Source organism: Sediminispirochaeta bajacaliforniensis DSM 16054 (genome assembly GCF_000378205.1).
GTDB lineage: Bacteria > Spirochaetota > Spirochaetia > DSM-16054 > Sediminispirochaetaceae > Sediminispirochaeta > Sediminispirochaeta bajacaliforniensis.
The window spans coordinates 49,652-61,963 of the sequence record NZ_KB899411.1; the positions used below are offsets into that span (position 1 = coordinate 49,652).

Genomic DNA, 12,312 nt, shown 5'->3' on the forward strand with positions numbered 1-12,312 from the left:
ATGAGCGTGAAACATATAGAAATGGTTGTTTTTGACTGGGCGGGAACTACGATAGATTACGGTTGCATTGCGCCCCTGGACGCATTTGTTTCGTCGTTTAAGGAATACGGCGTCGACATAACACCTGAAGAAGCCAGGGCCCCAATGGGAATGAAGAAACGTGATCATGTGGCCGCCATTCTTGGGATAGAGCGGGTGGTCCGCATCTGGCAGAACAAGCATGGACGATTTCCGGATGAAAACGATATTGAAGGTATTTACACAAGCTTTGAAAAGAAAATATGTGCCACCCTTTCCAGCTACTGCACCCCTATCCCCGGTGTCATCGAAACGCTGGAGCAATTGCGTGATAACGGATTAAAAATAGGTTCAACCACCGGGTATACGAGGGAGATGATGGATATTGTTGTTCCAGAGGCAAAGAAAAACGGTTACCATCCCGATTATCTCGTGACCTCAAGCGATGTTCCTGCAGGCAGGCCATATCCGTATATGATCTGGTCTAATGCTGTTGCGCTTGATGTTCCGGATCTTCAGCACATCGTAAAAGTCGGAGACACAAAAGCAGACATCGCCGAAGGGGTTTCGGCAGGCGTGTGGACGGTTGCCATCATCGAAGGCAGCAGTATATGGGCCTTGTCAAAGGAAGAAACCAAAGCACTTAGTCCCCAGAACTACCACAGCCGTTTCTCCACATGCCAAAACATCTGCATGAATGCAGGTGCTCATTATGTGATAAAGGATATCACCAAGCTTCCCGAAATCCTTGCAATAATCGACAGTCAGATTGAACTTGGAAAACGGGCATAAAGCGAAGAAACATATGGTGAATTCTTATGATTCGGATTCGTGGAAACCTACGTCAAATAAAGCCGCTGAAGATAGCTTCATTGAGTATTATGCTAAAATTTTTAGTCCGTACAAAATTGATACCATGCATGATTGTACCTTTGGGAGTGGATCGCTAACGTATCCCCTATATAAAATGGGATATTCAATGAGTGGCTCAGATTTAAGTGAGAATATGATTACCCTAGCGAGAAACTATATTCAACAGGAAGGTTTAGAAATAGAAGTTTTTCAGAAAGATTTTCGGGAAATAAACCTAGATAATAAAGTCGATTGCTTAATTTCCACAGGGAATTCATTACCACATGTTTCGAATACTGACTTGCAGAAAGCAATAAGAAATTTTGCCGATCAGATTAGAAGTCATGGCTATTTCTATTTTGATATAAGAAACTGGGATAAAATATTAACCAACAAGCAAAGATTTTTTTCTTATGCTCTGAGTTTTAAAGGCGATATTATACGGCATCTCATGCAAGTGTGGGATTTTAGTGATGATATGAAAACTGTGAAATTCAACCTGGTATTTACGGATTATGATAAAGACGGAAAAATAATAAACAGAAAAATTGAAACTATACCAACCTATTATCCAATCAGATGGAATCTTTTAGAGAAATACTTGGAAGAAGCCGGATTTGAGATTATAAAGCGATACAATCATGATATTTTTCACAACTTTGGATCAAAGACTGAAGCCATATTTGAGATAGGCAGTGAAAGTACCTTTATGGATGTGGATTGGTATGCTGTTCTATCAAGGAAAATACATTAGTCTTTATTATTACCTGCTCACCATCACCAGTAATTGGAGTGGACATTGCTTCTGCCTTGGTCTTTACCGGAGATTTGCCGGCTATAGAGTTAATATAAGTTTGTTAGGAAAAAGATAAATATGCTGTAGCTATTTGCAAACGAAAGACTCATTCGATAATCTAACAGATGAAGTATAGATGTTTATTCTTCAACTTCCGATACAAATCAAGAGGAGGTTGGTATGGGTATCAATATTACATTGATGCACTTTATTTCCGCCTTGCCGATGTGGACTATCAAGCTCACCTCAATAATTGTCGGCTACCTCGTCGTTCGGCTCGGATATAATTTGCTGATGGCTGGAGTAAAGGGTGAATTTACGTTCACAGGCGACATGAAAGGAATAAAAGCAGGACTTGCCAGCACTTCTCCAGGCCTGCTTTTCTTGTTGCTTGGAGTCATCTTAATGATTTACGCAGTAAGTCCTACTACCTCTTTTCAAACGACACTACCGACAAAAGAAACGACTGCCGAGAAACCAGAAGTGGGGTTTTAGTTATGTCACGTAATCGGCTGAGAGTCCTAATCGCGATTTCCATAGGAAGCTTATTTGGCGTCTTTTGTTTTGGGGAAACGACCGCACAACTTCGGCAGCAAGGAATCCAGGCCTACAAAAAGAACGACTATGTTTCCGCGCTAAAGTATTTGTTCGCGTACCAACAAATAGCGGGCCACGATCTCGAACCGGAAGCGCTTCAAAACCTCGAGTCTATTATCGCCTATTGTGAAGACCATGTTGTTTCGATTACTACGTCTTTGGGAACGACATCCGGTTCGTCCTCTGCTTTGTTTCAGTGGGTTTCTCCTGGACGACTTACAGAAGTCAACATGCCATCGACAGGTGGCGTTTTTCTTACCTCAAGTGGATTTCTGTATATAATCGATAATGCAACTGGTGGTGTATTGCTATCATCCGATGGCACCGTACGACCAATCCCGAAACAACAAGAGGAGCAAATCATCACAGAGCTTGAACAGCCGTCTCTGTTAAGCATGCCATTGATCGAAACCAATAGATTACATCAACAAATACAGGAACAGCAGGAATTGCTTGAGGAAATTAAGAAAAGCGTACAGGAGCGTTAATTCATCTGATTATCGTTTCTAACATAGCATTCGTTTCTTGCTTCATTCGATAACTAATCATGCCAGTACGACTTTATAGTTTTGGAGGAACTATAATGAGTAAAAAAGAATTTAGTGTTGCAACTTTTAATCTTTACAATCTGAATGAGCCGGGAAAACCTATGTACAATACAGAGGGGTGGAGTGAAGAAGATTATCATAGTAAGAATCGAATTTGGCTATTTCAGGAACTTATAGTCTTCAATGACCACCTTAACTCTGAAGACCATAAACATGATGGCACAAACGACCATGGAATATTGAAAGCAACATTTTAGCATCCTTTTATGTCTCATTTTCTTTCAGCATTCGAAAAGCCATTTCTAATGGCTCATAACGTTCTATAACCCATCCTAACGTCGGGGCTGACAGCGCGAGAATTCCTCATGGTCAGGCGAAATGAGTTGCCATCAATGAAAAATAAAGTTATAATATCAGACAAACAGGCAAATTATTGAGATTAATAGGAGGATTACACATGGTTAAGGTTGGAGTAGCCGGATACGGAGTTATTGGCCAGAGATTGGCCGATGGAGTTGCACGGCAGAAAGATATGGAGCTGGTTGGGGTCGCCGATGTTGCCCCTACCCTTCCCGTCAGGGCCCTTGCTGAAAAAGGAATGCCCTATAAACTTTTTACGGCGGTGCCGGAAAAAAGGAATCTTCTTGATGATGTAGGGATCCCTGTTAGCGGAACTCTCGAAGACCTTGTCCAGGAAGTGGATATCATGCTGGATGCCACCAATGCCGGTGTCGGAGCAAAGAACAAAGAGATCTACCAAAAATACAACACCAAGGCTGTATTCCAGGGTGGAGAAAAAAACAATGTTGCCGATGTTTTTTTCCACGGCTATGCGAACTACGAAAAGGGTATTGGTGCTGACTACCTCAAGCTCACCAGCTGCAACACAACAGGACTCATCAGGGCCATCGACGCCATCGACAGGGCCGTCGGTGTTATCAAAACGGCTATTACCATCATTCGAAGGGTTGCGGACCCTGGTGACTATCACCGCGGACTGACAAATGCCCTGCAGGTAGCCGAGGCACCGAATCATCAGGCCCTCGATCTTATGACCATTATGCCCCATGTCGATGCAACGGGAATTCTTATCCATACCCCGGTGACTCACGGGCATATCATCACCCCCGTGGTTACGACCAGGAAAAAGATGCACAAAGAGGAGCTCCTCGAAATCTTCAAGGCTCATCCCCGTATCCGAGTGGTCCGTCTGGCGGACGGTTTCCTCGGAAATGCAAGCCTCTTTAAATATGCCAGAGACCTGGGACATCCCCGCGGCGATATGTACGAGATTGCCGTATGGGAAGAGACCATTGTAAACAGCGGTGACGATATTATGTTCGCCATCAACATTCCTCAGGAAGCGGTTGTTATTCCTGAAAATATGGATGCGATCCGTGCCGCTTTGAAGATGCAGACAACCCGGGACGAAGGTGTCGCAAAAACCAACGAATATCTCGGAATGAAGGCCAGGGGTTAAAAGGAGAAAATCGGCTTTTATTGCCGTACCGTTTTTACATGAAGGGGCCCGGCAGGGCCCCATTTTAGGAGTCATACCATGGCTGAAGTAAGTCTTGGATTTAAGCCGATGGAGGCATTCGACGTCAAAGGCAAACGGGTACTTTTACGCGTAGATATCAACAGCCCCATCGATCCGAAAACAAAGAAAATCGTAAACGAAAACCGCATACAGAAAAGTCTGCCGACCATTTCCTGGCTCCTTGATCATGGGGCAAAACTCGCAATGATCGCGCACCAGGGTGATACCCTCGATTATCAAAACCTGATCCCGTTGGAAGAACATGCTCAAAAACTGAGTGCCGGTCTCGGACGACCAGTCGATTATATCGATGATGTTTGCGGTCCGGCGGCCCAGCAGAAGGTGAAGGAACTTGCCGAAAGCCAGGCCATCCTTCTTGGTAACCTGCGCTACCTCTGCGAAGAGATATCGACTTTTGAGAATGCGGTAAAACTGAAGGCTGAAGAGATGCTGGATACCTATTTGGTTCGCTCTCTTGCCCCCTTATTCGACCTCTATATCAACGACGCCTTTGCTGCAGCACACAGAAACGCTCCAAGCATGGTGGCCTTTCAGGAGCTTCTTCCTTCTGCCGCAGGACCGCTTTTCTTTAAAGAGGTCTCCGCGCTGACGAAGGTAATGAAAAGTCCCGAGCATCCTTCGGTCTTCGTTCTCGGCGGAGCAAAGATATCAGACGCCTTCGGGATGATGGAACAGGTTCTTTCATCGGGCACAGCCGATAAAATTCTGGCCTGCGGCGTCACCGGTGAGGTGATGCTCATCGCTTCCGGCAGGAGGCTTGGAACAGCCACGGATAAATTCCTTGCAGACAAGGGACTGGATGTTTTTATCGAGCCCGCGGCCAAATATTTGAAAGAGTATCCGGGAAGAATCATTGCTCCCGACGACCTGGCCTACGAAGAAAACGGAAAAAGACAGGAGTTAAACATCGAAGCGCTGCCGAAGGAAGCACTGTTCCTCGACATCGGAACAAAAACGATAGAACGCTTTGAAGCGGAAATCAAAGCGGCAGGCACTGTCTTCGTCAACGGTCCTGCCGGGGTATTCGAAGATGAGAAATTTGCAAAAGGGACCAAAAGGGTTTGGCAGGCAATAGCATCGGCCCCCGGCTACACGGTAGTGGGGGGTGGCGACAGCGTAAGCGCTGCGGCCCGCTTTACCAATATGAGTGATTATAGCTATGTCTGCACCGCCGGCGGAGCAATGGTTCGCTTCCTTTCAGGCAAGAAGTTGCCGCTCATTGCCGCCATGGAAAAGGCCGGGAAGAAATGGAAGTAGCACTTCCCTATTTGAAGAATACCATTTCCGTCACGGTTCCGGACAAAAACGTCCTTGCAGTAGTCGAACCAAATGACCTTCGGGCCAAGGGTGATACTGCAAGCATCGTGAATGCAGCCATTGCCTCCCCTGTTGAGAGCAAGCCATTCGAAGCCTTTATAGCCGGAGCAAAGAACTTACTGGTCATTGTCAACGACCAGACTCGGCCGACCCCCACACGTGCGGTGCTCTCCGCCATTGCTCCGGCCCTGGCGAAGGTTGATCCTTCCTTCATCATTGCAACGGGAGTCCATAGAGGCCCCACGGAAGAAGAGTATCGGCAGATATTCGGAGATGAACTGTTCGAACGCTACCGGAACAAAATTCATGCCCATGATGCAAGAAAAGATGAGATGGTCTACCTCGGGACCAGCCGGGCCGGCACCGAAATGTACGTAAACAAGATGGGTGTCGATGCCGACAGAATTATCGTTATAGGATCGGTGGAACCCCACTACTTCGCAGGCTACACTGGAGGACGAAAAGGGTTTCTCCCCGGAATAGCCAGTTACCACACCATCGAACAGAACCATCGTCATGCCTTGCACCCCGGAGCAAAGGCGCTCAATCTCGAGGGAAACCCGGTACACGAGGACATGATCGATGCACTCTCCGTGGTAAAAAAAGAGATCTTTGCGATCATGACGGTTCTGGACAAAAGCCACAACATCTACGCGGTAACCGCCGGAGATATTAATGCATCCTTTTATCAGGCCATCGACAAGGCCGATGAAATTTTTGTGGCGGATATCCCCAGTCGGGCGGATATCGTGGTAAGCGTCGCCAAATACCCAATGGATATAGACCTCTATCAGGCGCAGAAGGCAATCGACAACGGTAAACTGGCTATGAAGGACGGAGGGATGATGATCCTCGTTGCAAGCTGCCGTGACGGAATCGGAGAGGAGGCCTTTGCACGCCTCCTCTCTTCCTCGGATACGCCCGAAGGGGTACTCAAGACAATTCAAAAAGAGTACAAACTTGGGTATCACAAAGCGGGAAAGATGGCGGAGGTGTTTCTTCGGGGAGAGGTCCATGCCTATACCCAGCTCCCGGATGAACTGTTAAGCTCTTTTTTCATCATCCCGGAGCATGATCTGCAAGCTGCCATTGACGAGGCCCTTAAAACAAAAGGCAGGGATGCCACAATTCTCTTTCTGCTTGACGGTAGCGTCACGGTCCCGAGAGCAGTAAGATAGCAAGAAGCGAACGAACAACGATAGGAGATTAATGAGATGGATGAATTAAAAGAGAAGGCCCTGGCCTACCACAAACTTGACGGAAAACCGGGGAAACTCGAGGTGGTCCCGACAAAGCCGTGTCAGACCGCAGAGGATCTCTCCCTTGCCTATACGCCTGGGGTTGCCAAGCCGGTTCTGGAAATCGAAAAGGACACTGAGACTGCGTACGAATATACCAATAGGGGTAACCTTGTGGCAGTCATCAGTAACGGTACTGCTATTCTCGGTCTGGGGGATCGAGGCGCCCTTGCAAGCAAGCCGGTTATGGAGGGAAAAGGTGTCCTTTTTAAAAGGTTTGCCGACGTCGATGTTTTCGATATCGAAGTGGATACTCATGATCCGGAAAAGCTTATCGAGGTTGTTAAGATGCTGGAGCCTACCTTCGGCGGGGTGAACCTCGAAGATATCAAGGCGCCGGAATGCTTCGAGATCGAAAATCGTTTGAAAGCCGAAACCAATATTCCCATCTTCCACGACGACCAGCACGGTACGGCTATCATAGCCACCGCAGGTCTGATCAATGCGGCGGAAATTACGGGGAAAAAGCTTTCGGAGATGAAAATCGTCTATAACGGAGCAGGGGCCGCAGGAATCAGCTGCGCACGCATGTTCGTCGCCGCAGGGGGCAAAAAAGAGAACATCATTATGTGCGATTCCAAGGGGGTTATCTTCAAGGGACGAACAGAGAGGATGACACCTCAAAAAGAAGAGTTTGCCTCCTCGACCTCGGCACGAACCCTTGCCGAAGCCATGAAGGGCGCCGATGTTTTTATGGGGCTCTCTGTTGCCGACTGTGTATCACCGGAGATGCTCGCAAGTATGGCATCTCAACCGGTGGTCTTTGCTATGAGCAATCCGAATCCCGAAATCGATTATCCCACCGCCGTGTCCGTGCGAAAAGATCTCATCATGGCCACCGGTCGAAGCGATTATCCCAACCAGATAAACAACGTCCTCGGTTTTCCCTTTATCTTTCGGGGAGCACTTGATGTCCGCGCGACCGGTATAACAGAAGGCATGAAAATGGCGGCCAGCAAGGCCCTCGCAGAACTTGCAAAGCAGCCCGTACCCGAGATTGTAAAGCGGGCATACGGTGGCAAGGAGTTTTCCTTTGGCCAGAACTATATCGTTCCCAAGCCCTTCGATCCCCGGGTCATCGAGTACGAAGCCGTCGCCGTTGCAAAGGCAGCATGTGAAGAGAAAGTCGCACGTAAGCCCATAACTGATTGGGATGCATACCGAAAAGAACTTGTCAAGCGCATGGAAAAGTACTGGAAATAGCTAGCCGCTTTTATAGTAGGCATGGCCGCCGAAAGGTGATCATGCCTTTTTTTTGTTGCTCTCCTCAAGTTCAAAGGCGCAGACCAATTCTTTTTCGGAATTTGCAAGAGTCGATAGCTCTTCCGCACGCCGTGCCACCGCAACAATCTGTTTGTTCAGTTTATCGCTTGAGAGACGTACCCGATCGAATTGGCCGCTGTTTCGGTGATGAATTTCCATTACCGATAGAACGGTGGTCGCAACGCTCTGTGCCGAGGTCTCCATTTCGGAAAGAGCATTCAAGACTTCTTCCATCTTTGTGCGGTTGACAGAGGCCGCTTCATTTATCTCGGAAAGATGATTCTCCGCCGCCGATACCTGTTCATTGCTGGAACGGACAACATCGACAACCTCATCAGCATGTTTTTCGGCACTTTCCACCGAATTCAAAACCTCTTCCAACAAAGCGGTGATCTTTTCCGTAGCACTACTTGCACCCTCCGACAGGGTACGAATCTCATGCGCCACAACGGAAAACCCGGCACCGGCTTCTCCTGCTCGTGCAGCTTCAATCGAAGCGTTCATTGCAAGTAAATGAGTTTGGGCCGCAATATCCTCTATGGCGCCGATGATCGTCCGTATCTCACGTGAACGTTTTGCAAGCTCATTGATAAGCTCTTGCGTCGCTCTTGTCGAAGAGGTCAAGCGATCGCCGGCCTTCTTGGTCGCCATAATGGCCGCTCGTCCCCCGACGGCGGCGGCGGCAACCTGTTCGGCACGACTTCCTGCCGAGTGTGTTTCTCTGGCAGCTATACCGACAAGTGAGGAAAGAGTATCCATTGCAAGCCGTGCTTCTTCCACCTCTTGTTGCTGAGAATCCAAAACATTCCGTACTGAAGAAAGCGCATCCTGAATATCGACAGTTGCCGATTCCGAATCACTTGCCCCACGTCTCAACTTCTCTCCTATCTTTGCCACGCGGTCGGCCTTCTCTTCTACTTCAACAATCATTCCTCGAAGGCTGAAAGGTTCCTGATTATAGGTGACGACCAGAAGCCCCTTGTCTACAGCCTTGTTTATGACAGGGATCAAACGATCGCTGAAAAGAGGAATGGCAAAGCCATCGTACGTATCGGTAATAAGTCTTTCGATCATGTCTCTCCAGGCATCGACATCATAGTGATCTTTCCCCTTTGGAGGCAGTATGATGTCGACTGCACAATTTTTGGCCGCCAGAATCCGCCGTGCATCCTTGGCCCCTTTATAGACGGGAGGCCAAAAATCCTCATTCTTCGGTATAAGAAAGGCCAGTTTCAGCCCCCTGGAGGGACTCTCTTCCGAAAGCACGGCAAGCCCTTCACTTTCTGTGCTGTGGCCCAGATGTTCGCGAAAGTTGTCTTTGGTAATGACCTTCGGCGTGATAAGCATTTTGGGATGCTCAGGTCTCCAAGAAGAAACCATCGAATTGAAAAGATAGACAAGAGGATTATACCCCTGCAGATAAGGACTCTGCGTAATAGTCGTGGTTAGGTACCCCGAATGGAAAAAATTGGAAAAACCCTCTCGTTTTCCGTGTCCGAAAAATGATATCGCTCCCGGAGATTTCAGTCGACGAAGTTCATCAAGGCTGTCCAGGGTAGTGGCTTCCTCAAGCTGGTAAACAGCCGCAAGATGCGGAAAATCCTGCAACAGATTTCTTATCCCCTCTCTCGCACGCCTTGGATCCCTGCTTGTGTAGACAGTCCGAACAACATTTATCTTCGAAAAATCATTGTGAAGTGCATTTACAAAACCACGTTCCCGGAGGACCGAATAGTTTGTTTCTTCATTGACAGCAATAATCGCTATCTCGCCTTCCCCTCCAAGACGAGCCCCCACGATCTGTCCCATCAGTTGGCCGTGTAGATAGTCGTCGATACCGGTGAAACAAATTCGCCGCACAGGCTCGGCAGTTAGTGAAGCGATACCGAGCATTGCCCGGTCAATTGCATCAGAAGATGCCGAAAATGCCGAATATAGTGATCGGTAGAGGGCACCATAAGGAGGGGTCACATCAATAGCAGAAAGATCGACATGGGCACAAAGATTTCCTCTGGCGATTTCCCAAACGGCTCTTTCAAAAGGAGCAATTCCTTGATTACGAATAGCACGGGCGGCTTGCACGCCATATCGTACAAGCCGTCTGTTGGCAATAAAAGAGGTTCCCCAGCCATAGAGAACGACCACAAAAAGTAAAACCGTCAGGATAAATAAAACCGGATCCGCTATACCGGCGTGAAGTAAACGCACAACAACTATAGCCAATAGCGTAGAGCCGGAAAGAATACAAGCTATCGTGTTTTTTCCCAAAATTTTACCTCACATTCTATCTTTATTTTTCTATGTTTAGGATACCATGGGCATTCCGAGGCGTAAATAACAATCGTCAATAAAATTTTGACACTTGTTCACTTTGTTTTGTGTCAGGAATATTGGTGGCACACACCAATCTACTTAACGATTGTAATGAGAAATACATATCACCAGGATTCGAAACACTAAGCAAGCCTCGAAAGATGTTCGTTCAATACGGTTATGCCGGTAAGGGGCTTATCAGCAAGCGGATTCTGCGAAATAGTTACGTCGGGAAACGCTTCAGCGACACGCTCTGTCCATTCACCCATCCCAGTATATTTATTGACGATGATTCGGCCGATTTCCATTCCGAACCCCGCCAATTGGCGTTTGATCAGAAGACTTTCCGAAAAGCTCAACTCGTCTTCATTAAGTATAAGTACGATTTCGGTTTGCGTTCGATCACAGAGCAACGACAAAAGCGTATCGTAACGCTTTTGCATACGCACCAGGCGAGAAAAGATCGGATCATGGTCTCGGTCGATGGAAGACTCGCTATGTATTTCGGCTACACGATTTTTCTTTAGAAGTATCTCTTCCCTCATCGCTTTTAAATGGCGAATCCAGTGAAGATTTACCCCCGGCAAAGCCAGCATCTTCATGGTGAGCGCCGTTGGGGGAGTATCGATAACAAGCTCATCGTAGCGACGCTCATCATAACATCGTTGAAGAATCAAAAGTGCGGCGTATTCTTCCATACCAGGAGCAAATTTCAACAAGTTAAAATACTTATCGATGTTCAAGGCTTGCTGATAGTGGTAGAGATTCTTCAACTCTCCACGAATTTCCGCCATATACTCACGCCCCTTCTGGCTCGTATCTGATTCTCGAACGGTAAGAGTCGGCAGAATTTTCTTTCCCTTTGCCCCCAGTTCTGTCCGAAAAATATCATGGAGATTATGAGCAGGGTCCATGGAGTCAAGCAGCGTTTTACGCTGCGAAGAAGCCAATCTCAGAGCCTCCAGGCAAGAGCAGGTTGACTTCCCGACACCGCCCTTTCCCACGAAAATATGATATCGCGGCATCACGGTTCCCCCATGATACTTGCAAGCTCACTCAAACCGTTTCCGGTTTGACTCGCCCTAAGGAGCATATGTTCCAACTCCTCCGCCATATCCGGCAGCAGCTCTAAGGTTAAGGGCATTGAAGGCCCAGGCAAGCCGATAAAATTTCCAAAAAGCATGAGAGTAAAGGAATTTTCCATCTCGGAAATTTCATACTCAATTTGGGCCGTTGCTTTGTAAAGCATGGCCTGTTGAAATCCCCGAAAAAAAGCACGAATAGATAGCCACAAACGATTATGTTTCATCACTTTTTACCCTAAAAGCAGCAATATCCTTTTTATATGTTTTATTGGCGGGAAAAACCGAATAGATCCCGTATATCGTAACCAGGACCGAAAGGTAAAGATGATATCGATACACAGGAACAAGATAGGCAAAGAGAGTGAAAAGTGCCCCAAACAAAACGCACAGAACGAGGCACCTCTCCATACGAAAAAATTCAGACAGGCTAAGCCCATCCTGATGTGCACTTTTCCGATAAAAGGCCATCCTAACAAGAATGGGAAGAGCAACAGCGCCTGTCGTGCTCCCCAACAGACCAACCATCGATAAAACACGGGTCGGTTCGGCGGGAAAAGCCCACCCCAGATAACGCATAAACCAAATCGCCACTAAACCAAGGGAAAACAGAACCATCATCAGGTACGCCTGAAGGCGGATTCTATGAAGTAATGTTTCAAGCATT

The 12,312-nt window shown here is 47.4% G+C and carries 13 protein-coding genes; 9 read left to right on the forward strand and 4 right to left on the reverse strand.

Features of this window, described 5'->3' with window-relative positions:
* From phnX to F459_RS0106980, 9 genes are all read left to right on the forward strand, one after another.
* Positions 1–810, forward strand: coding sequence for a phosphonoacetaldehyde hydrolase (gene phnX / locus F459_RS0106940; RefSeq protein WP_033301377.1), 810 nt, complete (start codon positions 1–3; stop codon positions 808–810).
* Complete coding sequence (locus tag F459_RS0106945) at positions 794–1,624, forward strand: class I SAM-dependent methyltransferase (protein WP_245540108.1); 831 nt, start codon at positions 794–796, stop codon at positions 1,622–1,624. Before phnX ends, F459_RS0106945 begins: the two co-directional genes overlap by 17 nt.
* Before the next feature lie 222 nt (positions 1,625–1,846).
* Positions 1,847–2,161: a hypothetical protein gene (locus F459_RS0106950; protein ID WP_020612019.1), complete on the forward strand. Its 315-nt coding sequence runs from the start codon at positions 1,847–1,849 to the stop codon at positions 2,159–2,161.
* Positions 2,162–2,163: 2 nt separating this feature from the next.
* Positions 2,164–2,751 (forward strand): hypothetical protein, encoded by a 588-nt coding sequence (locus F459_RS0106955; protein ID WP_020612020.1) that lies wholly within the window; start codon positions 2,164–2,166, stop codon positions 2,749–2,751.
* 95 nt (positions 2,752–2,846) lie between these two features.
* A complete protein-coding gene (locus F459_RS0106960) occupies positions 2,847–3,068 on the forward strand; it encodes a hypothetical protein (protein ID WP_020612021.1) in 222 nt (73 codons plus the stop codon).
* Positions 3,069–3,268: 200 nt separating this feature from the next.
* Positions 3,269–4,291: a type II glyceraldehyde-3-phosphate dehydrogenase gene (locus F459_RS0106965; protein ID WP_020612022.1), complete on the forward strand. Its 1,023-nt coding sequence runs from the start codon at positions 3,269–3,271 to the stop codon at positions 4,289–4,291.
* A 78-nt stretch (positions 4,292–4,369) separates the two neighbouring features.
* Complete coding sequence (locus F459_RS0106970; protein ID WP_020612023.1) at positions 4,370–5,629, forward strand: phosphoglycerate kinase; 1,260 nt, start codon at positions 4,370–4,372, stop codon at positions 5,627–5,629.
* A complete protein-coding gene (locus F459_RS0106975) occupies positions 5,620–6,867 on the forward strand; it encodes a lactate racemase domain-containing protein (RefSeq protein WP_020612024.1) in 1,248 nt (415 codons plus the stop codon). Before F459_RS0106970 ends, F459_RS0106975 begins: the two co-directional genes overlap by 10 nt.
* Positions 6,868–6,903: 36 nt before the next feature.
* Positions 6,904–8,190: a malic enzyme-like NAD(P)-binding protein gene (locus F459_RS0106980; RefSeq protein ID WP_020612025.1), complete on the forward strand. Its 1,287-nt coding sequence runs from the start codon at positions 6,904–6,906 to the stop codon at positions 8,188–8,190.
* Positions 8,191–8,229: 39 nt separating this feature from the next.
* Here F459_RS0106980 and F459_RS0106985 read toward each other — a convergent pair whose 3' ends face one another.
* The 4 genes from F459_RS0106985 to F459_RS0107000 form a co-directional block, all read right to left on the reverse strand.
* Positions 8,230–10,518 (reverse strand): methyl-accepting chemotaxis protein, encoded by a 2,289-nt coding sequence (locus F459_RS0106985; RefSeq protein ID WP_020612026.1) that lies wholly within the window; start codon positions 10,516–10,518, stop codon positions 8,230–8,232.
* Positions 10,519–10,706: 188 nt separating this feature from the next.
* On the reverse strand, positions 10,707–11,588 hold the full coding sequence (locus F459_RS0106990) for an ArsA family ATPase (RefSeq protein ID WP_020612027.1): 882 nt from the start codon (positions 11,586–11,588) through the stop codon (positions 10,707–10,709).
* Positions 11,588–11,872: a hypothetical protein gene (locus F459_RS0106995; RefSeq protein WP_020612028.1), complete on the reverse strand. Its 285-nt coding sequence runs from the start codon at positions 11,870–11,872 to the stop codon at positions 11,588–11,590. The genes F459_RS0106990 and F459_RS0106995 overlap by 1 nt, the downstream gene beginning before the upstream one ends.
* Positions 11,862–12,311, reverse strand: a complete 450-nt coding sequence (locus tag F459_RS0107000; RefSeq protein WP_020612029.1) for a hypothetical protein — start codon at positions 12,309–12,311, stop codon at positions 11,862–11,864. The genes F459_RS0106995 and F459_RS0107000 overlap by 11 nt, the downstream gene beginning before the upstream one ends.
* Between the last annotated feature and the right edge of the window lies 1 nt (position 12,312).